The organism is Bacillus sp. JUb11 (assembly GCF_024807925.1).
Classification (GTDB): domain Bacteria; phylum Bacillota; class Bacilli; order Bacillales; family Bacillaceae; genus Bacillus; species Bacillus altitudinis.
The window spans coordinates 219747-243164 of record NZ_JANUEZ010000002.1; the positions used below are offsets into that span (position 1 = coordinate 219747).

General features: G+C 39.8%; 27 protein-coding genes and 1 riboswitch. Of the genes, 2 read left to right on the forward strand and 25 right to left on the reverse strand.

What is annotated here, in order from left to right; genetic code table 11:
* Positions 1 to 16: 16 nt before the first annotated feature.
* From psiE to M2369_RS04370, 3 genes are read right to left on the reverse strand one after another with little or no spacing between them, the layout of a single operon-like run.
* Positions 17 to 445 carry a phosphate-starvation-inducible protein PsiE gene (gene psiE, locus M2369_RS04360; protein ID WP_024719769.1) on the reverse strand — a complete coding sequence of 143 codons (429 nt, stop codon included), beginning with the start codon at positions 443 to 445 and terminating at the stop codon, positions 17 to 19.
* Positions 446 to 483: 38 nt separating this feature from the next.
* Positions 484 to 1791, reverse strand: coding sequence for a HAMP domain-containing sensor histidine kinase (locus M2369_RS04365; protein WP_259253417.1), 1308 nt, complete (start codon positions 1789 to 1791; stop codon positions 484 to 486).
* Positions 1778 to 2473, reverse strand: coding sequence for a response regulator transcription factor (locus M2369_RS04370; RefSeq protein WP_024719771.1), 696 nt, complete (start codon positions 2471 to 2473; stop codon positions 1778 to 1780). The genes M2369_RS04365 and M2369_RS04370 overlap by 14 nt, the downstream gene beginning before the upstream one ends.
* Before the next feature lie 237 nt (positions 2474 to 2710).
* Between M2369_RS04370 and M2369_RS04375 the strand changes: the two genes are divergently transcribed.
* The gene (locus M2369_RS04375; RefSeq protein ID WP_259253418.1) at positions 2711 to 3916 is read left to right on the forward strand and encodes a DUF418 domain-containing protein; all 1206 of its coding nucleotides are present in this window, start codon (positions 2711 to 2713) and stop codon (positions 3914 to 3916) included.
* Positions 3917 to 3995: 79 nt separating this feature from the next.
* On the opposite strand, the gene M2369_RS04380 is transcribed toward M2369_RS04375, so the two are convergent.
* Positions 3996 to 4934 (reverse strand): helix-turn-helix transcriptional regulator, encoded by a 939-nt coding sequence (locus M2369_RS04380; RefSeq protein ID WP_259253419.1) that lies wholly within the window; start codon positions 4932 to 4934, stop codon positions 3996 to 3998.
* Between the two features lie 83 nt (positions 4935 to 5017).
* Between M2369_RS04380 and M2369_RS04385 the strand changes: the two genes are divergently transcribed.
* Complete coding sequence (locus M2369_RS04385; protein WP_259253420.1) at positions 5018 to 5662, forward strand: FMN-dependent NADH-azoreductase; 645 nt, start codon at positions 5018 to 5020, stop codon at positions 5660 to 5662.
* A gap of 78 nt (positions 5663 to 5740) precedes the next feature.
* On the opposite strand, the gene M2369_RS04390 is transcribed toward M2369_RS04385, so the two are convergent.
* The 21 genes from M2369_RS04390 to M2369_RS04490 all read right to left on the reverse strand — a co-directional run bounded on the left by M2369_RS04390 (position 5741) and on the right by M2369_RS04490 (position 23335).
* The gene (locus M2369_RS04390; protein WP_259253421.1) at positions 5741 to 7600 is read right to left on the reverse strand and encodes an alpha/beta fold hydrolase; all 1860 of its coding nucleotides are present in this window, start codon (positions 7598 to 7600) and stop codon (positions 5741 to 5743) included.
* A 57-nt stretch (positions 7601 to 7657) separates the two neighbouring features.
* A complete protein-coding gene (locus M2369_RS04395) occupies positions 7658 to 8224 on the reverse strand; it encodes a TetR/AcrR family transcriptional regulator (protein WP_259253422.1) in 567 nt (188 codons plus the stop codon).
* A 578-nt stretch (positions 8225 to 8802) separates the two neighbouring features.
* Positions 8803 to 10554, reverse strand: coding sequence for a DUF2075 domain-containing protein (locus M2369_RS04400; protein WP_259253423.1), 1752 nt, complete (start codon positions 10552 to 10554; stop codon positions 8803 to 8805).
* A gap of 3 nt (positions 10555 to 10557) precedes the next feature.
* Complete coding sequence (locus tag M2369_RS04405) at positions 10558 to 10896, reverse strand: nucleotide pyrophosphohydrolase (protein ID WP_259253424.1); 339 nt, start codon at positions 10894 to 10896, stop codon at positions 10558 to 10560.
* Between the two features lie 308 nt (positions 10897 to 11204).
* Positions 11205 to 11351 (reverse strand): hypothetical protein, encoded by a 147-nt coding sequence (locus tag M2369_RS04410; RefSeq protein ID WP_259253425.1) that lies wholly within the window; start codon positions 11349 to 11351, stop codon positions 11205 to 11207.
* Between the two features lie 328 nt (positions 11352 to 11679).
* A complete protein-coding gene (gene sufB / locus M2369_RS04415; RefSeq protein WP_007500362.1) occupies positions 11680 to 13077 on the reverse strand; it encodes a Fe-S cluster assembly protein SufB in 1398 nt (465 codons plus the stop codon).
* Positions 13078 to 13094: 17 nt separating this feature from the next.
* A complete protein-coding gene (gene sufU, locus M2369_RS04420) occupies positions 13095 to 13541 on the reverse strand; it encodes a Fe-S cluster assembly sulfur transfer protein SufU (RefSeq protein ID WP_008347017.1) in 447 nt (148 codons plus the stop codon).
* Positions 13531 to 14751, reverse strand: a complete 1221-nt coding sequence (locus tag M2369_RS04425; RefSeq protein ID WP_008347019.1) for a cysteine desulfurase — start codon at positions 14749 to 14751, stop codon at positions 13531 to 13533. The genes sufU and M2369_RS04425 overlap by 11 nt, the downstream gene beginning before the upstream one ends.
* The gene (gene sufD, locus M2369_RS04430; RefSeq protein ID WP_008347022.1) at positions 14751 to 16064 is read right to left on the reverse strand and encodes a Fe-S cluster assembly protein SufD; all 1314 of its coding nucleotides are present in this window, start codon (positions 16062 to 16064) and stop codon (positions 14751 to 14753) included. The genes M2369_RS04425 and sufD overlap by 1 nt, the downstream gene beginning before the upstream one ends.
* An 18-nt stretch (positions 16065 to 16082) precedes the next feature.
* Complete coding sequence (gene sufC, locus M2369_RS04435) at positions 16083 to 16868, reverse strand: Fe-S cluster assembly ATPase SufC (RefSeq protein WP_007500355.1); 786 nt, start codon at positions 16866 to 16868, stop codon at positions 16083 to 16085.
* 211 nt (positions 16869 to 17079) lie between these two features.
* On the reverse strand, positions 17080 to 17217 hold the full coding sequence (locus tag M2369_RS04440; protein ID WP_162835676.1) for a YuzK family famiily protein: 138 nt from the start codon (positions 17215 to 17217) through the stop codon (positions 17080 to 17082).
* A gap of 215 nt (positions 17218 to 17432) precedes the next feature.
* Positions 17433 to 17801, reverse strand: coding sequence for a carboxymuconolactone decarboxylase family protein (locus M2369_RS04445; protein ID WP_003212803.1), 369 nt, complete (start codon positions 17799 to 17801; stop codon positions 17433 to 17435).
* A gap of 309 nt (positions 17802 to 18110) precedes the next feature.
* Positions 18111 to 18932: a methionine ABC transporter substrate-binding lipoprotein MetQ gene (metQ, locus tag M2369_RS04450; protein WP_007500351.1), complete on the reverse strand. Its 822-nt coding sequence runs from the start codon at positions 18930 to 18932 to the stop codon at positions 18111 to 18113.
* 14 nt (positions 18933 to 18946) lie between these two features.
* Complete coding sequence (locus M2369_RS04455) at positions 18947 to 19615, reverse strand: methionine ABC transporter permease (protein WP_025207943.1); 669 nt, start codon at positions 19613 to 19615, stop codon at positions 18947 to 18949.
* Complete coding sequence (locus tag M2369_RS04460) at positions 19608 to 20633, reverse strand: methionine ABC transporter ATP-binding protein (RefSeq protein WP_024719778.1); 1026 nt, start codon at positions 20631 to 20633, stop codon at positions 19608 to 19610. The genes M2369_RS04455 and M2369_RS04460 overlap by 8 nt, the downstream gene beginning before the upstream one ends.
* Before the next feature lie 155 nt (positions 20634 to 20788).
* Positions 20789 to 20897: riboswitch (SAM riboswitch) on the reverse strand.
* A gap of 102 nt (positions 20898 to 20999) precedes the next feature.
* Complete coding sequence (locus M2369_RS04465) at positions 21000 to 21341, reverse strand: SCP2 sterol-binding domain-containing protein (RefSeq protein WP_008347033.1); 342 nt, start codon at positions 21339 to 21341, stop codon at positions 21000 to 21002.
* Between the two features lie 120 nt (positions 21342 to 21461).
* Entirely contained in the window at positions 21462 to 21764 is a 303-nt protein-coding gene (locus M2369_RS04470) for a thioredoxin family protein (protein ID WP_007500346.1), read from the reverse strand.
* 11 nt (positions 21765 to 21775) lie between these two features.
* Positions 21776 to 22120, reverse strand: a complete 345-nt coding sequence (locus M2369_RS04475; protein ID WP_008347035.1) for a toprim domain-containing protein — start codon at positions 22118 to 22120, stop codon at positions 21776 to 21778.
* A 127-nt stretch (positions 22121 to 22247) separates the two neighbouring features.
* Entirely contained in the window at positions 22248 to 22484 is a 237-nt protein-coding gene (locus tag M2369_RS04480) for a YusG family protein (RefSeq protein WP_008347037.1), read from the reverse strand.
* Positions 22485 to 22528: 44 nt separating this feature from the next.
* On the reverse strand, positions 22529 to 22912 hold the full coding sequence (gene gcvH / locus M2369_RS04485) for a glycine cleavage system protein GcvH (protein WP_008347039.1): 384 nt from the start codon (positions 22910 to 22912) through the stop codon (positions 22529 to 22531).
* Between the two features lie 66 nt (positions 22913 to 22978).
* Positions 22979 to 23335, reverse strand: coding sequence for an arsenate reductase family protein (locus M2369_RS04490; RefSeq protein WP_008356673.1), 357 nt, complete (start codon positions 23333 to 23335; stop codon positions 22979 to 22981).
* Positions 23336 to 23418 lie beyond the last annotated feature (83 nt).

Below are 23418 nucleotides of genomic sequence, written 5' to 3' on the forward strand. Positions count from 1 at the left end.
TCGTCCTTCTTCTTCCTCACTTCACTTCCTCATGCTCATGAGCAGTATCTCTTTTGCTCGCGATAAAGAGTGCACAGGTCATCGCAAGAATGGCCAGTGCCCACCAGAATGTCGATACGGCCTGTTCATGATCAATGATAATCAAACGGATGACAGCTGTGATGCCAATATAAATAAAATAGCGCAGCGGAAAATGAAAATTGGATTTAAAGTATTTAATAATTAAGGCAATAAACTCAAAATACATAAAGAAGATCAGCAGCTCGCCAAGCATTCCATAATAGCTTTCTCCTTTGTTAAACACTGTTTTATAGACGAATTGTACGATGTACCATGTTTCACTAATTAAGAGTACGCTTAGCGCAATCGCTAGAAAGAACAAACAGATATTCAGAAGGGCTTGCAGAAGATCAGGTACCTTTTGGAAATTGTTGAATCGTTTCATCAGATTGTTTCCCCATTCCATGATGTTGTTTTTGCTCTCTACATTTTGGTATTCCAAAATCGCAGCACGATGTAGTAGGTATCGTTCTTTTCTACACTTTCAAACTGTCCATGCATTCGGGACATCATCCGCTTGATGCTTCGTTCTCCGAGTCCATTGCTTTCCGGGATGATGTCTGTCTTTTTTATCGCATTGCTCACATGGATTTCAAAGACATCTTGGTCGGATAAAAAAGTGATCTGAATGTTCTTTTCAGGATCTGCGTATTTACGTAAATTTGACATCACATTATCAAACACTCTGCCAAGTTCCTCGACGTTTACGTTCATATAGCTATCCGGCATTTCGCCTACAATATGGACCGTGAAATTCTCCTGATGCAGCAGGGCGACCTGATCTGATAGAAGATCATAAATCACTTCTTTCACTGCAACGGTTTCAAGCTCTGACTCGTGCTCTTTATCTAGCAGGAAATAGGCAAATAGATTGTCAGACAGATTCTTTAATTGCAGGGCTTTTCCATACGCACTCGCTATATATGGCTCCTTGCGGGTATCCGCTAGAGCCTCCTCTTTTTTCGCAAATTCCAGATTCATGATGAGTGATGTCAGCGGGGTCCTCATATCATGCGACATTTCGGTCACCAAACTGCGGCTCTCTTCCTGCAGATCATCAATGGCGTGAAGCTTGTCCAAAAAGGCTGTTCTTAAATCCTCAATGCTCTTTGCAATCATGGCCAACTCATCATGCCCCTTCACTGTCATCTCATAATCGAGCTCACCGCCTTCAAGAATATGAATCTCTTCACGGATCGTTTGCAAGTAACGCAGACTTCGGCGAATGCCAACAAGCACAATCAGGAGAAAAATGAGTGTTGCACCAAGCAGTTCTAGTGTAAAGGCGAGATCGTGATATCGAGAGGAGTAAAACCCGTCTACCATAACCCTACCTTCTCCATCGCTAAATTGAACCGGGTAAGAATGACGCTTTGCGTAGTCGGTCACCTTTTCTTTCCCATAGGCCGATTCGTCAGCGGCAGAGTAAATCGAGTCATATTGAAGCACTTCATCCTTGTAAACAGTGAGATTAATATAATCTTTTTTTTTCACCCACTCACCGAATGCTTTTCGATCCGTTGAAGTCAGCTCATGTTCTGAAACGTAACGGCTGAATGTTTGAATGTATCTGGCGGATTCTTCCTTATAGTACTCATCCGAACTCAAATATCCTTCAATCAGGTGATCTGTGATCTTTTGCAGTGTCAAAAAGACAACACCACTTACGATAGCAGCGACCAAAATGAGCAGTGACAGCTTTTTGGTCAGCGTATATTTACGATGTGCCAAACCGGTATCCTCTCCCCCATTCTGTTTTGATATACACGGGACGAGCCGGGTCATCTTCAATTTTGGCACGCAGCTTTCGGATATGCACCATGACCGTATTGTTTGAACAATAAAAATAAGGCTGGCCCCACACGCTTTCATAAATATTTTGAGCAGAAAATATTTTGTTTCGTTTGTTCATGAGCAGTTTTAATATCCGATATTCTAAATCAGATAACTTGATTTGCTGCCCATTTTTCCACACTTCATTAAATTCTTCACTCACCTTCAGGCTACCGCCAACTAAATAGGTTTCTTCCTGTTCCTTTTTTTCCTGATAGATGGTATATCTGCGCAATTGCGCCATGACCCTAGCGTGAAGCTCCTCTTCTGAAAAAGGTTTTGTCATATAATCATCTCCGCCAGCGAGTAGTCCTTCGGTTTTATCCCATGTACTAGATCTGGCGGTCAAAAATAAAATTGGCACATTTGAGGTGGCTCTTATTTGCTGGCACGTTTCGATCCCAGAGATACCTGGCATCATAACATCCAAAATCACCAAATCAAGCGAATCATCTACAACATACAATGCCTGCTTGCCATTCATAGCTCTCAGCACCTCATACCCTGCACGTGTCAGAGATTCCTGCAAAAGATCACCGATCTCCTGATCATCCTCTACAACTAATATTCGATGGGTCATGTCTCAATCACCTCATCCTTCATGATGTTCATTCTTATATGTTATTACTATATATCATCTAGCTATGTGAAAAGATACACCATAAATCTTAAGTGTTTATGAATATGATCAATTGCCATCAAGTTGTCACATTTATTTTCAAAAAATTGGATCTTCATAAATGATTAAGAATTGACCTGTATATTGATTCATTGAAGGATTTATCTTTAGATCCAATACACGAAAAGGAGCATAGATATGAATGTAAACAAGGTAGAACACGGACAACCAATGAGTCTCAAAGAACGGGTACATTTCTTGGACATCGTACGAGGATTCGCCTTAATGGGGATTATTTTGGTCAACTATTTTTTGATTGTGGATTCGGTCAAGGGATTTGAGATGGAGTCTAATGATGGTTTTCACCACATTGTGAATTGGTTTGCCTCGGGGAAATTCATTACGTTATTTTCTTTTCTATTCGGGGTTGGTTTTATGATATTTATGGATCGAGCCGCTCAAAAGGTGGACAGCCCGAACAAGTTGTTTGCTCGCAGATTAACCATTCTCTTAGGGATCGGTCTTCTGCATGTCACGTTTGTATGGATTGGAGATATTTTAACCTATTATGCTGTCGCGGGCTTTTTACTGCTTTTCTTTTACAAACGCACAGCCAAAACCATCCAGTACTGGCTCATCACACTCTTTGTGATTCAATTGCTCACGCCTCTTTTCACCATGCTGCTCAATACCATCAGTACAGGATCATCAGGCAAGCCGGATTTTGCCGATTTTGAATTGACCAGTCACAACAGTCTGACTTATTTAGCATCGATAGGTGACCGGTGGACGGATATGTTCACGATGGCTTCGAGCTCATTTTCCACCGTCTATTCCATGTTCTTCATGTTTTTACTTGGTGTGTATTTTGTGAAAATGTCGTTTTTCAAAAACATGGAGACGAAAAAAGCGATTTGGAATCGTATCTGGATGATTTGTACAATTGCTTTTCTTATCACACTAGCCAGTACAATTATGACGGCGGTCAACTCTTTTGGAAATACGCCATGGATGAACATTGTCTCTGCACTTGAGCAAAACGGCGGGTTGACTGGCAGTATGTTTTATATGAGTTCACTTGCGATGCTGTTTCTGCACATTCCTCAGCTGCGAGGTGCTTTAATGGTGTTCACCAAAGTCGGACGAATGTCCCTGACCTGTTATTTACTTCACTCCATTATTGGAACAATGCTATTTCTCAAGTACGGAGCTGGACTTGCCGATCATCTTTCACCGGCTGGCACGTTCTTCATGGCTATTGGCGTGTATGCCTTCCTTGTCCTTTTCAGTACGTTATGGTTAAAGCGATTTAAGTCTGGACCGATGGAATTTATCTGGCGTCAGCTGACGTATGGAAAGGTCAATGACCAATCGAAAACAAATACATTTCAGGCGGCGAAGTAGAAGTAATAGAAAAAAGGCGAATTACGACAGTTCGCCTTTTTTCATGTGTTAAGTTTTTTGTGATTCAGATACAATCCGTTCATTTTATATATTGATCCATCATTTCTTGCAATTGAGTCAAATAACTCACTTTTAATTCATCTGGATATTCAATTTTTACATGTTTCCCAAATGAGATCAAATAGTGAGTCATATACGATAATTCTTCTTGGTTGTACCCACCCACTATATAAGGCGTATCATCAATGGTCTCCAATCTCATATTCGGATAATGATTCTTCAAAAACTTTTCTTTCCCTTGTTCCGTTAATCGACATTTAAAAGAGATATCATGATAGGTTTTTTCGTACTCGAGCTGCAGTGCTTTTAATGCTTCTTTCGTCAATGTGTCTTTCGTTTCTTCTTCGATCATCATGTCCGTCATACAATCACATCTGTAGATGCCCCACTTTTTATTCTGAACATCATATGCTTCGGTGAACCAAATCCCATTTCGATAAAACAACTCAAGAAATTGTAGCCTGATCCTTTTATGTTCATATTGAGTGTATGTCATCTTCACAATTTGATCTTCCATCATTGCCTGCAATATCAAATCCAAATGATTTTGTTCACTTACTGGCGCAACATGATAGTAATGAATGACATCCAACGTCTCCGTGATCCTTTGTTTTCTCTCATCAGACATTGTAGCAAACAGTTTTTGGCGAATTTGTGAGTAAGACTTTTTAAATGGTGTTGCTGACAACAGATCTAAGGCTTTAAGGGCGAAAAAAATGGCTTGAACTTCATCTATTTGAAAATAGATCGGAACCAATGGAGATTGATTCACGAGCCGATATCCTCCATGTCTGCCATTTTCAACATAAAAAGCTAAGCCCATGGACTCTAGCTCTTCCATATCTCTTAAAGCCGTACGTTTAGAAATGCCGAATTCCGATTCTAAATCCTTTAACTGAAATGAGTATTTATCACTTAAAAAAATAAGCTCTTGGTTTAAGCGTTCTGATTTTTTCATTTGATTTTCCTTCTGAAAAAGGTGACATCTTTTGTCATCTTTATATTTTATACTCAGTTTATCAAAAGAAAAGGAGCATGCATATGAAAACATTCATTATTAACGCACACCCTGATTTCACTCATCGAGAAAGTTATTCAAGTAAACTGCAAACACTATTTTTAAAGCAGTTTAAAGAAAGATTTCCTTATGAGGAACCTACCATTTTACATTTATATGGAACTGAAATTCCCCGTATCGAAAAAGAACAGCTACTAGGTATTTGGGAAAAGCAAGCATCTGAACAATCATTAACAGCTGCGGAGGAAAAAATCGCCGCTGCTTCATCTGCTTTATTGGCCCAATTCAAAGCACATCATCGAATCGTGATTGTATCACCTGTTCATAATTTCAATGTGACGTCACGTATGAAAGATTATATAGATAATATCTTTATTGCTAGAGAAACATTTAAATATACAGAAAATGGTTCAGTTGGTCTGATGACTGACGATTATCGTGTACTTTTGCTTCAAGCAAGTGGCTCAATTTTCACAAATAACGATCGGTACACACCACTGGAATTTTCACATCATTACCTAAAAGAAATATTTCAAAACTTGATGGGGTTTCATCAATTTCATATTGTCCGGGCACAAGGAACAGCGATTTTAGATCAAAAAACTATCTTACAATCTGCATCTGATGATATGACGAAAACCTTTGATGCGTTTTATGCACCTCGTTAATCTCTATTTTTTCAAGACCCAGAACGAAAAATTTTGCTCTCTTGTCATCAATCTTATTTTTTCGTTTTGGGGTGACTCCTATCTGCTAGTACAAATATTATTGATGACTAATGCTGCCGTTTCACTCGGATGGCTAAGAGGGAAATGGTGGCCATACGGAACAAAATCAACCTTCCCAAGATGCGATGGCGCAGAATATCCTCTGTCATACTCCCCCCAAATCATGTGTAAGTTATCCTTTGTAACTTCTTTAAAGTCACCTTGATCGGTTTTCAGTAATAAATGGTTAAGCTGAACCGTCGTATTTAAAATTCTAGGAGAAGTAAAGCTGTTTCTGATTTTTTCAATATAATGTTTAGGGATGCTCTCCGTGCTTTCAAACAAACCATTACTTAATAAATAACGCTCTATCATATTAGGAGTTGCTAATTTTAAAGACCATTTGTTCATCCATTGTGGAACATTTAGCGATTTAGCATTCTTTTTATCAACAGGCGGCTGAAGTAAAGTGGATGAATACTTCTTATCTATGTAGCCTTGTTCCAATGCTTTCAATAGAATAAACGCACCGAATGAATGGCCAATGAGATGTGCACCATTAGCCGCTTTCTCCAATAACTTTTTCACTACATTCAAATAGATATCTAGAAGATGTTTCTCTCGTTTAAAAGGAGAACGCCCCAAACCAGGAAGATCCAAGATCCATACAGGTTGACCTGTTTTCTCATGAAGCTCTTGTGCTAAAGGGAATAAATCTTCTCCATCACTCAATAAACCATGTAATAAAATAAACGGCTTCCCTTCTCCTTGTAATTGGTAAAGGGTGTTATTATCGCATAATGTTCGTTTAAATAAATGTTGGTGCTCACCATTTTGAGCCATCATTCGATAATCTAGATCCGCTACTACAGCAGGGAAAAATGTCATGACACTCGTCTTCTTAAACCAATCTTCTCCCATTATTTTTTTCACTGAAGCATTTGAGAACGTTCGTTTTGTCATAAAATTCAATCCGTCAGAAGGAATGTTTGTGAGTTTACTTACACCACTCTTCATGATAGCTTTCATCAGTGGCAGTGGGACAGAGATGCTAGGTGCCTTCATATTCATACTTTCTGACATAATACTTAATAGTCCAGCAACGTTCTGATCGTGCTCTTTGTCTTCAACAAGTGTATATGTTTGAATAGCCGGCTGCTCCAACTTGAAAACCTGTACAATAAACTTCGCAAACTCATCGTTTGAAATAAGTGGTAACCGATAGTCCTTACCTCCAGGAATCACCGGCATGAGCCCTCTTCGCATACTCTTTACAAGCAAACCCAATCCTGCAATTTGCTCTGTACTCCCTGTTTGACTACTACCAACGACAGTTGGCGGATTAATGACAGAAAGCGGATAACCTACTGCTGATGATGCCTGTTGACGAATATAAAGATCTGCTAAAAACTTTGTTCTCTCATAAGGATTTTTTATTTTCAAGTAATCGTTTCCTTCTTCAAACACGTCGATGGCAATCTTGCTATTTTGATCATCAAAGGGACTCATATAACCGACAACATGAATAAATTGTTGCAAACCCTTCGATTGATGAATACTTTTAGCTAACTCACTAATGTGTTTGGCGCCATTCAAAAAGACAGAAGCTGCCTCTTTACTGGTTGCTTGAATATCCATCGGGCCTCCTGCGTGAATGATCACATCCGTCTTCAATACCCTCTCTTTATCTTCAGGACTTAGACCTAAATCTATTTTCGTCAAATCACCTTCAACAAAGTGCATCACTGACTCTTTTAAAATACCTCTTTCTTGAAAAATGCGTGTTGCTTTACTTTTTGACCTTACTAAAAGAAGAATGTTCACATCCTCTTTCGCTAATTCCTCGACTAATTGCTTTCCAATAAAGCCCGTTCCACCCGTTAAAAATACTGTTTTCATGTGAAATCTCCTTTTTAGTACTAATCAGTACTAATTTGATGTAAAAAAAATGCTTCTTTATCGAAGCAAGTTAAATAAATGATCTGCTGTTTTTGTGATGACAGTGGCATCTTTCAATGTTTCTGAAATAAATAACGCTCCTTCAAGATTTGTCATAAAAAGTGATGCCACCTCATCAATCTGAATCGAATCTCTGAATTCCCCGTTCTCTACACCTTGTTTCAGTAATAGAGAAACTTTCTTTTGTAATCCTGTGAAAAAAAGACCTATTTTTTCTTTTATATGTGTGGCCTGTGCAGGACTTTGAATATAAAGAGTAATAAATGGACAGCCGCCCTTGTACTCTCTCGACTGAACTCCTTGTGATAATTGCTTTAAAAACAGTTGAATACGATCTTCAACTGAAAATTGGGTCTGAGACAGTACGTCATCCATTGCAGATTGATACATGTCAATCCAATAATCAACAACCCCTTCTAATAATTCTTCCTTATTAGAAAAGTGATAATACACATTAGACTTTGACACTTTGCTTACACGAACTAATTCATCCATACTTGTATAAGCAAACCCTTTTTCTAAAAATAAAGTTGCAGCTACTTCAAGTACACGTTTTTGATTCATTAATTTTGCCTTTGTCATAATTAGAACTATACAGTACTAATTTATTTAGGGCAAGTATTTATGTTTATTTAGAAAAAAGTTTGATGCTACAAAAATATAATGGCTTTAATGGGCCTGACTTCACGAACTAAATTAATCTGTCATTCCAGGAAGAACACTGTATACTTCTCCACATTTACATAAAAAAACACAACACCATGAAGGTCTTTAATTAACAAATGGTATCATAACGATATCACTCGAAATTAAATGCCTTCAAAAGCGTTGTGTTTCAATGTCTTTATTAACCGAGTCAAATCAAATTGTTAGTTCTTCCCCTAACCCGTTCGTTCAATAACAATTATTATCTTGATATTACTAAAAAAGAAGAAGACGAACTTAAAAAGTTCGCCTCCTACACTGAAAGGTAATTTCAACATGGCACGAATTTGGCATTGCGTTGCCATTGTCTGAAGTCACATAAAACAAGGATTTTACAGTAAGAACTCACGGTCGCCGCTGTGAGTTTTTTTCATTTTTTTAAGGTGTTCTTATTGAGATAAAGCACCCGTTAGTCAAGCATGCAAAGTATCAGGTACTTATTTAATCTCCAATACTTCCTCCATATACTTTTTAAATGCATCATTTTTCCAGAATCCCAGCCGAATCCCGTCAATTCCTCTAGTCATCAGAATATAGTAAATATTCAACACAAATAAGGTAAATTCATGTGCATTTTCAGGGCTTTCATCGTCTTTGGAGAACTTGCCGTTTACATTATGAAAATTCTCTGGATTGCCAAATAACCGTCCCTTTGCATCGACTTGAAGATCATTGCCGACTAAAACACCGACTTTATTCAAATCGATACCCTGGACTGCAAAGACGGAGCCAATCTGATCCTCAGCATCGGCATCCTCTGAATTAATCCAATTTTCTTGAGTGGAATTCCATCTTCGTTTGATATTTCCTTCATGCCAATGAGTGATTAACGGGTCTTTGCCATCAGCCTGCTTCCAAGGTTCAACTAATCCACCTAGCACGCGGTTTATATGTTGAGGATGAAAATTTCTGTCCTCTTCTACCCAATCAATTAGATTCTTTAAAGGTTCTGATTCAAAATATCCAAAATAAGCATCCTCATCATTATCGTGAAAAACAGCTCTGTTAAAATCAGAGTTAAAATTCGTTTCTTCTTCTAAAAGACCTGTATCCTTATACAAAAGATATTTTATGCCATTTACAAAATCCTCTGAAGTATAGTTCTTGCCTTTTGGAGCTTGGATTCTAAATTGCGTTTTTAAGAATCTCTTTTCAAATTCTGTGGTTGCTTCCTGAAATTGCTCACGTGTCATATTAGCAGGTCGAATAGCTTGCAATACATCATACATTAACACAATTTGACGACCTAATTTCTTTAAACACTCTAAGTGGTTCTCATCCTGGGTAAATCTACCTTTATACACACTATTAAAAATTGGATTTTGCTTTCCAAATTTTCTGGAAAGCTTATGAGATTCGTCAACAATTACAACTTCATAATTTTCATCCGCATTAATTAGTGATGTCGAAGTAGAAATTGTTAGGTTACTGTTGTTCATTCCATATACGCTAAAGATATCCTTTGCCGTTTTAATCCAATTAGGCTGCAAAACGACTGCTATTCGCTGATTAGGTTTTTCTTTCAAGAGTTTAGCGACCAAATGAGTCAGCAATACGGTTTTGCCAGTCCCCGCATCACCATTAATCACAAAGCTTTTATCGGGATTTGATACAATCTCCTTAATATAGCTTTTTTGCTGTTCTGTAATTACTTTGATTGGGCTATACTTGACCAGTGCTGCATTGCGCAACTTCTTTAAAGTCGGTGTGCTTACCCATCCATTAGGGTATAGAACTTTTTCCCAAAAAGGCAAAACCACTTCTGTAGCAACCTTTTCTTGGTCTCGGTAGGTATTGACGCTGATACCCTTATTTACATTAGTAATGTCATCATTGTCATAATGAACTAGTTTCTTTCTAGAGTTTGAATTCTCCGCCATAAAGTAGGTTATTAGCTGGCTTTCGACATCATATAAGGCTGTAGCACCATCTAAATAGACTGACCAAAGAATCATTACTTGGTCAAAATCTGCATTATTAAATCTTTCATCTTTACCATTGTAGTGTTGTTTATTCCGCACCATAAATTGTTTCGTTTGTCCAATGTAAACCTTTTTCGACTTCGAACCTTTATAGATATAAACGACATTCATATTTATAAGAATATTTTGTTGTGACTGGCGAAGTTTATCGAAATCTACTAATTCTCCATTTTTCACTTTCAATGTTATACAGTTGTACTTAGCCATTGCTTAATCCACCTCATCCAGTTCATTATATTTCTTTTTTTGACCAAAGCTTTTAGGAACTGGATATTTCTCAGCATTTTTAATCAATTTTCCTGCGATGATTTCATCAATATCAAATCCCAGATTATCAGCCATCATATAAGAGTAAATCAGCACATCTGCCAGTTCTTCTTTAAGTCGCTCAGGATTTTCTTTGGATTCTTCTGGTGTTTTCCATTGAAATAATTCCAATAATTCATTTGCTTCTAAAGAGATGGAAATTGCCAAATCTTTTTCATTATGAAATTGCCGCCAATTGCGCTCATCTCTAAATTGATTAATCCGCTGCATTGTTTCACTCATATTAATTTCCTTTCATTCCTTTCAGAAAATGTTTCCCCTATCTTGATTATTGAACCAGGTATAGTAGGTTTCTTTTCTAACAATCCTTCAATATTTATGTACATATTTAGTTTATGTTACGAACCTTCCTTCTTCAACTATCCTGTCCCTTTAATTCAATAAAAAGAGCAACTACATAAAATAGCTGCTAAACGATTGGAGGGGGTGTTTTCAATTAAAAATAACAAAAAGCTATTAAAAATAAATGACATATTAGGCTTAAGTCTTTCCGTCTAACTTCTCAAGCCTTTTGAACAAAACATTTTTTATTAACATCCTTTAATTTGGATTTTCGATATTCCATATAATCGGCTGAACGATGAACTTGATAGGATACTAGCCTTTTTCTTGTTTTCTGGTTTCTGCCGATATTGGCGATAATATGCTTTCCATCCTTCTTCAATCATAGTGTACATTGTTATTCCTCCTTTGCCCCCATACTGCCTGAACAGGAATTTATTGAATCAGCCGAATGAGATGGAGAAATCCGGCTACTGACTCTTTAGGCATACTCATGCCGTTCTACTGCTTGAATCAGGTGCAAGCCTTAAATATGCATCAAATCGTTTGGGGCATAAAACCATCAAAACAACTGTCGACACTTATCTTAATATTACTGAAAAAATTGAAGAAGACGAACTAAAAAAGTTCGCCTCCTACACTAAAAGATAATTTCAACCTGGCACAAATTTGGCACGATATGAAATCCTCTCAAACCCCTGATATATAAAGGTTTTTTATTTATTAACCAATAGAACCTTCCATCTCAAACTTAATCAAACGGTTCATTTCAACGGCGTATTCCATTGGCAGTTCTTTTGTGAATGGTTCGATGAAGCCCATGACGATCATTTCTGTTGCTTCTTCTTCAGAAATTCCGCGGCTCATCAAGTAGAATAACTGCTCTTCTGATACTTTCGATACCTTCGCTTCGTGCTCTAATGAAATGTTGTCGTTTAAGATTTCATTGTAAGGGATCGTATCAGATGTTGATTTGTTATCCATGATGAGTGTATCACACTCGATGTTTGAGCGTGCCCCCTCTGCTTTGCGTCCGAAGTGTACGATTCCACGGTATGTGACTTTACCGCCTTGTTTGGAAATCGATTTCGATACGATCGTTGAAGATGTGTTTGGTGCAAGGTGAATCATTTTTGCACCTGCATCTTGGTGCTGACCTTTACCTGCTAGGGCAATACTTAATGTCATACCACGAGCGCCTTCACCTTTTAGGATAACCGCTGGGTATTTCATTGTCAGCTTAGAACCGATGTTTCCATCAATCCATTCCATTGTTGCATTCTCTTCACATACTGTACGTTTTGTCACAAGGTTGAAGACGTTGTTTGCCCAGTTTTGAATCGTCGTATAACGGCAGTAGCCGCCTTTTTTCACGATGATTTCAACAACCGCACTATGAAGTGAGTTTGTTGTGTAAACTGGAGCTGTACAACCTTCTACGTAATGCACGTGTGCGCCTTCATCAACGATGATCAGTGTACGTTCGAACTGACCCATGTTCTCAGAGTTGATTCGGAAGTATGCTTGAAGTGGTGTATCTACTTTTACGCCTTTTGGTACGTAGATGAATGAACCACCAGACCATACAGCCGAGTTAAGCGCAGCAAATTTGTTGTCAGTCGGAGGAATGACTTTTGCCCAGTGCTCACGGAAGATGTCTTCGTTCTCTTTTAATGCACTGTCTGTATCTTTAAACACAATGCCTAGATCTTCAAGATCTTGCTTCATGTTGTGATACACAACTTCAGATTCATACTGAGCAGATACACCTGCTAAGTACTTTTGCTCTGCTTCAGGGATTCCAAGCTTATCAAAGGTTTGTTTGATTTCTTCTGGTACTTCATCCCAAGAACGCTCAGAGCGTTCTGATGGTTTTACGTAGTACGTAATTTCATCAAAGTTTAATGCATTTAAATCTCCGCCCCATTGTGGCATCGGCATGTTGTAAAAGTGCTCAAGAGATTTCAAACGGAAGTCGAGCATCCACTGAGGCTCTTCTTTCATACGAGAAATTTCTTCAACGATCTCTTTTGTCAGTCCGCGCTCTGAACGGAAAATGGAAACGTCTTTATCAGAAAAGCCGTATTTATATTCACCAACATCTGGCATTTTTTTAGCCATCCATTTTCACTCCAATCTTATGATTTGCCGTTATCTTCGGCAGATGCGCCTTTTTCAAGCGCCTTCCAGGATAATGTTGCACATTTGATGCGCGCTGGGAATTTTGCGACTCCCTGCAGCGCCTCAATGTCACCAAGATCAATGGAATCGTCGTATTCTTTTCCTAGCATCATATCGGAGAAAATCTGAGACATTTTCAAAGCTGTTTCAATATCTTTCCCTTTAATCGCCTGCGTCATCATAGAGGCAGATGCCATCGAAATCGAGCATCCTTCTCCTTCAAATTTCGCATCGATGACTTTTTCGTCTTCGATTTTCATCGTGAGACGAATGCGGTCACCACACGTAGGGTTGTTCATATCGACGACAATGCTGTCGTTTAACACACCTTTGTTTCTCGGATTTTTATAATGATCCATAATCACTTGTCTGTACAGTGTGTCTAAGTTTACATTAAAAGACATTCGTAAAATACTCCTTTGTCTTACGGAGCGCTGCCATGAGCTCGTCAATCTCCTCTTCTGTATTGTACAGATAGAAGCTTGCTCTTGCAGTCGCTGATACACCAAGCCATTTCATGAGCGGCTGTGCACAGTGATGTCCAGCACGAATGGCGACACCTTCCGTATCTAGAACAGTTGAGGCATCATGAGGATGGACGTCGTCTAAGTTAAACGTCACAAGTCCAGCTCGGTGCTGCGGTCCGTAAACCGTGGCACCTTCAAGCTCCTTAAAGCGCTCAAGTGCATAAGTCGCAAGCTGATGCTCGTAACGGCTGACTTCCTCCATTCCGATGTCATTTAAGAAATCAATCGCTTTTCCGAGCCCAATTGCTCCTGCAATAATCGGTGTTCCCGCTTCAAATTTCCACGGCAGCTCTTTCCATGTAGAATCATATAGATCCACAAAGTCGATCATTTCACCGCCAAACTCAGCAGGCTCCATATTATTCAAAAGGTCCTTCTTCCCGTAAAGAACACCAATGCCAGTCGGTCCACACATTTTATGCCCAGAGAAGGCGAAAAAGTCGCAATCCAAGTCCTGAACATCAATTTGCATGTGAGGGGTGCTCTGGGCACCATCGACGACGATAATTGCACCGTGATCGTGAGCAATCTTTGCGATGTCTTTAATTGGGTTGATGGTTCCTAATACGTTTGAGACATGTGTGACAGCAACGATTTTCGTTTGATGTGTGATGGTTTGCTTCACATCTTCAAGCGACAGCGTGCCGTCTTCCTGTAACGGAATATATTTCAATGTGGCGCCAGTTGCTTTTGCTGCCTGCTGCCAAGGGATGATATTCGCATGATGTTCCATATGCGTAATGACGATCTCATCGCCTTCTTTAAGGTTTGCTCTAGCATAGCTGATTGCCACTGTGTTCAGTGCGGTTGTTGTACCTCTAGTAAAAATAATCTCCTGGACAGAAGAAGCGCCAATGAATGCACGAACTTTTTCTCTTGCACCCTCGTATGCGTCCGTTGCTTTTGTGCCAAGGGTATGAACACCCCGGTGGACGTTCGAGTTGTAAGACCGGTAATACTCATTCATTGCATCAATGACAACTCGTGGTTTTTGAGATGTCGCTGCACTGTCCAAATACACCAAATCATGTCCGTTCACTTGCTGATGAAGGATTGGAAACTGCTCACGAACGTCTTTGATATTCATTATTTTACTTTCCTTTCAATCACAGAAACGAGCTGCTTTTTAACTCCTTCAATCGGGAGTTCTTTGACGACTGGATTTAAGAAGCCATAAATGACAAGTCTTTCTGCATCTTCTTTGGAAATCCCACGGCTCATGAGGTAATAAAGTTGAATTGGATCAACACGCCCAACAGAAGCAGCGTGCCCTGCTGTTACATCATCTTCATCGATTAAAAGAATTGGGTTAGCGTCACCGCGTGCTTTCTCACTCAGCATGAGAACACGAGATTCTTGCTCTGCATTTGACTTCGTTGCGCCATGCTCGATTTTACCAATTCCGTTAAAGATAGAAGATGCTTGATCCTTCATGACACCATGCTTCAAGATATACCCTTCAGAGTTTTTACCGAAGTGGATGATGCTTGTTGTGAAGTTTTCCGTTTGATTCCCGCGGCCAACAACAACTGATTTTGTATCACCGAATGTACCGTCGCCCATAAGCTTCGTTATGTTTTCAGACACAACGTCTCCATCATTCATCAGACCAAGCGCCCATTCGATTTTACTGTCACGGCCATTTGCCATACCACGTCTATTCACATAGACTGTCACACCTTCTGCAAGGTTATCCACTGCACCGTAAGTGACGCGGGCATTTGCACCCGTGAAGACTTCAGACACGATATTGAAGATCGCTTCTTCTGGTGTTGCCGTACTGATGTAGTTTTCGACATATGTCACAGCACTATGATCGTCTGCTACAACGATGACATGGTTGAACAACGTTGTTTCATCATTTTCATGAAGATAAACGGCTTGAATTGGTGCTTCAAGCTCTACGTTTTTCGGTACATAGAGGAAAGCTCCGCCATTCACTAAAGCAGCATGTAGAGCTGTTAGTTTGTGCTCATCCACTTTCACTGCATCTGTCATGAAATATTTCTTCACTAGGTCTCCATGTTCGCGAATCGCAGTATGGATATCAGTGAAGATCACGCCTTTGTCTTTTGCTTCCGTAGAAAGAGACAAGTATGCTGGCGTTTGATCACGCTGAATGTAGACTGTCTTATCTGTGTCCTCTAAATCAATAAGAGACTTCACTTCTTCAGGAAGCTCTTCTAAAGATCCAAATGGCGCACTTTCGACTGTATGCTGTTTGAAATTGGTTAAATTCCATTTAGAAATATTCGTTTTGTCAGGCTTTGGCATTGGAAGGTCTTCTGCTTTTTCAAGAGCCTGTAAGCGAAGGGAACTCATCCATGCCGGTTCCTGATGCTTCTCGGAGAAGCTTTTGACATAATCTTGATCTACTGATAATTTCGTTTCTAATGTCATCAATAATCCTCCTAACGCTTACGCTTCTTGACCAACAGTTTCGTCTTCAATTCCTAACTCTTTTTTAATCCAGTCATAACCTTCTGCTTCTAGACGCTGCGCGAGTTCTGGTCCGCCAGATTTCACAATACGTCCTTGCATCATGACATGAACGTGATCTGGTGTGATGTAGTTCAATAAACGCTGATAGTGAGTGATCATTAAGCAGCCGAAGCTTTCGCCGCGCATTTTATTAATTCCTTTAGAAACAACTTTCAGCGCATCGATATCAAGACCAGAATCGATTTCGTCAAGAATGGCGATTTTTGGTTCAATCATCATTAATTGAAGAATTTCGTTGCGTTTTTTCTCCCCGCCTGAGAAACCTTCATTTAGGTAGCGCTGTGCCATATCTGGGTCCATTTCAAGGAATTCCATGTTTTCGTCCATTTTGCGGATGAATTTCATGAGAGAGATTTCATCGCCTTCTTCTCTGCGTGCGTTAATAGCCGAACGAAGGAAGTCTGCATTTGTCACACCACTAATTTCAGATGGATATTGCATTGCAAGGAAAAGACCCGCTTGCGCGCGCTCATCTACTTCCATTTCAAGAACATCTTCGCCATCAAGCAAGATGCTGCCTTTTGTCACTTCATACTTAGGGTGGCCCATGATAGCAGCAGATAAAGTAGATTTACCTGTTCCGTTTGGTCCCATTACTGCGTGGAATTCTCCACCTTTTATTTCTAGGTTTACACCTTTTAAGATTTCTTTCCCTTCAATCTCAACGTGCAAGTCCTTAATTGTTAATGTCGAAGCAGTCATATATCGATACCTCCAAAATAATCATTATTCTCAATTTATTCTCATTCTAATTTTATAACAAATTAAAAGTGAATACAACACATTCACGACAAGCGTGAGAGGATGCTCTCAAAATTCTAACAAAAAATACAGGTAGATAAAAGGATTTATGTCGAAAAGACAGTTTTCATAAAGAAAGGACGGGAAACTATTCTCCCCGTCCCTTAGCTATTTAATAGCCTTGTATATTCATTTTTGCGAGCTGCCTTTTCTCATCTCGATAGGACTGCTCTCGTTTATATTCCACTTTCATCCTTAAGTCATGGTCTCTTTCGTACTCTGCATAGCTCATGCCATGAGCTTTATGCATGGCCTTTTCCATCTCGGCGGTATAATCCAATCCCAGTGTACTATGGTCCGAACAAATAATAAACCATTCCCTTCTTTGAGTGTAGCTTCATTGTATCAAAGGCACGCTGCTTCACTCAAAAGGGATATAGCGCGCTATGCTGGCATATTTTCTCACACAACCGGCTGAGAACGACTCAACTCCCTGAGATGGATAAATACCATCTTATCCTTCCCTTAATGCGTCTGTCCTCCAAATTCGTCAATACATTGCTGAACAACTGTGATGCCTTGACTTAGCGCAGCACCGCCGCCAAACGCTGCCGCCACACTGACGACCTCTAGCAAATTCTCTTCTGTTGCGCCTTGATCGAGCGCTCCTTTTGTATGATAGATCATGCAATATTCATCCTGTGCATGAATGCTGATGCCGAGGGCAATCATTTGTTTTTCTTTTTGTGTTAAGGAATCACTCTGAAAGCACTGCTCCGTAAATTCATTGAATTTCTTGCCAAACACCGGCATTTTCTTCTGAAATTCACCCATTGCCGTTTTATAATCCGTCAGTGATTGCTGCATCGATCCGCTCATATGTTGTTCATTCATCTTCATTCCATCCCTTCAGGTCATTTGTTCGTTTTTATTATGAGCGAGATTTGAAAAAATACACAAAAAAACCTCGCTTTGATGAAAGCGAGGTTGCAGATGATTGACAAAGGGCTAAAATGATCTTTATTTTAGCCCTTTGTCTTCTTTTTTCAGCGTGATAGAAAACCTTTGCAGTCTAGGAAGGGCGAGTACCGGAGCAGAGCGAATTTGACATTCGTGAGCACCGGAGCGCAGACCTGACAACGAATGCGAGGGTTTGTCTACACGTTGAAACCTCGCTTTGATGAAAGCGAGGTTTACAAGTTGTTATTCAGATACAGGCAATACTGCACCATCATACTTTTTGTCGATGAATTCTTTGATTTTATCAGAGTGAAGAACTTCCATTAATACCTTGATCTTCTCTGATTTTTCGTCACCTTTGCGAACAGCGACGATGTTTGCATACGGGTTGTTTTTCGTTTGCTCAAGTTCGATTGAATCTTTTTTCGGATTCAATTTATTTTGGATCGCATAGTTAACGTTGATAAATACTGCATCCCCTTCACTGTTTTCATAAGCTTTCGCTGTTAGTTCAGGAGCGATTTTTTTGAATTTTAGGTTCTTCGGGTTTTCTTTGATGTTTTTGACTGTTGCGTTGATTGTATCTACTTTTGGATCAAGCTTGATCACACCAGCATTTTGTAATAGGGCAAGCATACGTCCTTGCTCAGCTACGTTGTTTGTCATGATGATCGTGCCGCCGTTTGGAATATCTTTTACTGATTTGTATTTCTTAGAGTAGATACCGAAAGGCTCAAGGTGAACGGCACCAGCACTCACTAGGTTGTAATCTTTGTTTGATTTATTTTCTTCGTTTAAGTAAGGGATATGTTGGAAAAAGTTCGCATCCACTTCTTTTTCAGCTAATGCTTTGTTGTACATTTTATAATCGCTCAGTACTTTCACTTTTAGATCGTAGCCTTTTTCTTTTAGAAGTGGTTTTGCTTCTTCAAGAATCTCGGCATGTGGTGTTTTTGAAGCGGCAACCGTGATGGTTTTGTTATCGCTTGCGTTATTTGATGAACCGCACGCAGCTAAAATGCCTGCAAATGCTAGAAATAGTGCACTTAAAATCAATTTCTTCATGAATAATTCCTCCCTTAACGTTTATCAATTTTATTTGTAATCAAATCACCGATTATTTGAATGATAAAGACGATGATCAGAATAAACACAGTGGCTACAAGTGTGACATCTGTATTACCAGATTGGTATCCTTCCACATAAGCAAGGTCACCAAGTCCGCCTGCTCCAATTGCTCCTGCAATCGCAGTAGAGCCAATCAGAGCAATCGCTGTTACAGTAATTCCTGAAATAAGGGCTGGCAATGATTCTGGCAGCAATACTTTGAAAATGATTGTTGACGTTTTCGCTCCCATAGATCGTGCTGCTTCAATGACTCCTTTGTCTACTTCACGCAGTGCAATTTCAACAAGACGTGCGTAGAAAGGAGCTGAGCCAATGACAAGGGCTGGTAATGCTGCATTTGGGCCTAATATCGTGCCCATAATTAGTTTAGTAAATCCTAATAATAGAATGATTAATATGATAAAGGGAATCGATCTGAAAATGTTGACGACTGCGCCGATGACAGCATTAATTGGTTTGTTTTCCCACAAACCGCCTTTACTTGTCAAAAAGAGCAACAGCCCAAGAATGATGCCGATAGCAAAAGCAAACGCTAATGCAATGAGTGTCATATAGACCGTTTCACCCGTCGCGTTCCAAATAACCTCTAGATCAACGTTCGGAAACCATTTCTCAAACATGTGTCATCACCTCGATTTCAACCTGTTTGCTTTGGATATAGGCGATGGCTTTTTCAACTTCGTTCTCGTCTCCATTTATATGGATAAAGAGTGTTCCAAACGCGCCTTCCTGCGTTTGAGAAATCTTTCCTTGCAGGATGTTCACATCGACCTTGAAGGATCGAATGATTTCCGTGATCAGCGGCTGTTCGGCAGAATCTCCGATAAAGGACAACCGGACGACCTGACCTTCTTTTACTCTCTCTAGGACGTGCTCGATCGTTTCTTTTGCTTCTTCTGGTTCAGCAAGCTGTTTCACGAATCGTTTCGTCATTTCTTCTTTCGGCTGTCTGAAGACACGTAATACTTCGCCTTCTTCGACAATACGGCCATTCTCCATCACCGCCACACGGTGACAAATTTTGCGAATGACATGCATTTCATGTGTGATCAATACAATGGTGAGTCCTAGTCGTTTATTAATATCGGCTAAAAGCTCAAGGATGGAATCTGTTGTTTGTGGATCAAGAGCAGATGTCGCTTCGTCACATAGCAGAACTTTTGGGTCATTCGCTAATGCTCTCGCAATCCCTACACGCTGCTTTTGCCCGCCGCTGAGCTGAGAAGGATAGGCATTTTCTTTTCCTTCTAAACCGACCAATTTAATCAGTTCGTTTGCACGAGCTCTCCGTTTTGATGTTGGTACACCTGCGATCTCGAGCGGAAACATAATATTTTGTCTCACTGTTCTTGACCAGAGCAAGTTAAAGTGCTGGAAAATCATGCTGATTTCTTGTCTTGCTTTCCGAAGTTTCGCATTCGATACTTCATTGATCCGATTGCCTGCCACTTCAACGATTCCTTCTGTTGGCAGCTCCAGACCGTTTAATAGGCGAATCAGGGAGCTTTTCCCTGCGCCGCTATACCCGATAATTCCGAATATTTCACCTTTATCGATATCCAAGTTGACGTCTTTCACGGCATCAACATTTCCGCTTTTTGAATGATACGTTTTTGATACATTCTGTAAATGGATCACAGTCTGTTCACCTGCTTTCTTGCTGAATCTATAGGTTGCCATCACATACGTTCAATTATTCTTCCGACTGTTATGACGCTAGCCTGACGCCAGGTCAGTAAAAAAGACCTAACTGCAACGCAAGCAGAAAGGCCTTTTATATCAAATACGCCTTTCTCTCATCTTTCAAAGCATTGCGGCTTTGAGTGAATTGGCACCAATTTCAGCTATGCTGACGGTTGCCGGGTTTCATAGGGCACGTCCCTCCACCTCTCTTAATAAGAGAAAATATGTTGTTTTATGTGATGTTCATGTTTTTACTAACGTAGAATATCATGCTATCTGAGATATGTCAACGCTGTAAATCGCTAATTTCCAAGTAAACGACTACGTTATCATTTTTCGAAAAAAACCGTTCGTCAGCCAAAGTACTGCTTCTAGTCGAAGAAGTGCTCGAAATGAGCCTTTCACTTTCACTTGTCCTCTGCTGATCAGCTGCTGTAAGGACATGTCTCCATCTAATAATTGCAAAATCTCTTTTCGCTCACCATAAAAGATGAGATCCGATAACTCAATTGCAGGTAGTTTCTTCACTTCACCACGTTCATCCACAATCAATGTACAAGAGTCCGTTTCCGCCTCAAATGTAATCTTCAAGGATGATGATGAGAGCAACGGCTTTAACAATAATCGCTGCCCCGCACTTCCATGGGCTTTCACATTTTCCACATGTATAACCTCCCTGTCATTTGGTTATACATAACATTTCTCTACAAACATCGGCTTGTCCTTTATAAATAGCTCGACAAATTTTCAAATGAATTGCTTGAAATATGACAAAAAACCGCTTTATTTAGCGGTTTCAATCATTTCGTGAAGATATGGAACGGAGTGAAAGGCATAGCCTTTTTGCACGATTTCACCCTTTTTAAACAGGAGAAAGCAAGGGACACTTTCGATCTCAAATGCTTTCGCAAAACTTGGCGAGTAATTTAAGTTATTCTCATAAAAAGGAACTTCCGGCTGCATGGCATCAACCACTGCCAGCATCTTCTTTGCCAGCTGGCATGTTCCGCAAAATGGTGTATATAAGTACAAAAGAAATAAATCGTCCTCTATCTCCTTGAATTCATGCTCTTCAATCTCTTTCATATACGTCACCCTTATAAATATTTCGAATGAACATCAATGTTTGCAGCTAATAGAATAGATGCAATGTGGGCTGACGGTGAAGCGGCCACTTCGCGGTACGTTCTGTCGACAAAAAGATGCAGTGCTTCAGGGAATTCTTTTCGAAATTGCTTCCGCAGTTTGTCGCCAGCATCGTCACTGTCTGCTAATATGTAAACGTCTTTCCCGAATAAATCGTCCACAAGCTGATCCAGCTTCGATGTACTGATCGTGCCATTGGTGCAAATGATGGTAACAGGTTCACTTATGACTTCTTTTAGCTTCTGTTTATCTGATTTACCTTCTACAATGATGACCTTTTCTATCTCGACATTCATCACGATCACCCGGCCCTTTTGACGTTGATTCACTTCTTCCTTAGATTACAATCTTTCATTCAGGTTGTAAAGATTGGGCAATTGATCAACAAAAAGACTGCAGCACTCACTGCAGCCTTATCTGTGATCAGCACCAGCCATTTTCATCGTCACAATCTACATATTTTTCAGTCCCATGGGTCAATGTATCTGACAGACGATAAAAACGGTTTTGATCATAGGAATAACCTGATTTTAATTCATATTGATTTTCACTAATCATCGTACCAATCTCTTCGTTTTGATGGTAAAGCACCATGCCGCTCTCTTTGAATCGTCCAGTGACATGCTCTGTTATATCCACCTGTTCTTTTTGAAAAGACAAATTGGACACCCCCCATAAAGGTAGAGTGTCCAATTTCACATGAATTAGTCTTCTTTTGTCATTTCTTCATATTGCTCAGCAGTCATTAAGTTCTCGATTTCAGATGCATCCGCTGGCTCTACTACGATCATCCAAGCTTTTTCGTATGGAGAGTCGTTGACGAACTCTGGGCTGTCATCAAGCTCATCGTTTACTTCAACGATTGTGCCGTTAATCGGTGCGTATAGTTCAGAAACTGTTTTGACTGATTCTACACTTCCGAAAGGCTCGTCCGCTGTAATTTTGTCTCCTACTTCAGGAAGCTCAACGAACACGATATCACCTAGCTCAGATTGAGCAAAATGCGTAATACCGATACGCACCTTATCTCCTTCTACTTTGACCCATTCGTGTTCTTCTGAATAACGTAAATCTTTTGGTGTGCTCATTTCATACCCCTCCAGTCTTTTCTTACAATCTATATTGAAGATACCACAATCTGAATGAAAGTTACATCATTTCCAGACGCTTTTAAATGTATCTTCATTAAATCCAACTGTCACTCGTTTGCCGTCTGTTGTAATTGGACGCTTGATCAGCATTCCGTTAGACGCAAGTAATTCAAGCTGCTCGTCCTCTGACATTGCAGGAAGTTTATCTTTCAGTTGCAGCTCTCTGTATTTCTGACCGCTCGTATTAAAAAATTTCTTCAGCTCTAAACCGCTTTTTTCGTAAAGGGCTTTTAATGTTTCTTTATCAGGCGTCTCTTCGACGATATGTATGCTGTTGATGTCTTTATTGTGTTCTTCCAGCCATTTCTTTGCTTTTCGGCATGTACCGCAAGATGGGTATTCGTAAAAATCTAAAGCCACCATTTTCACCTCCTGCAAATAGTGACAACATTTTATCACAAAACATATGAAAAACCTAAATGTATGCTTACAAAAAGGTGCGA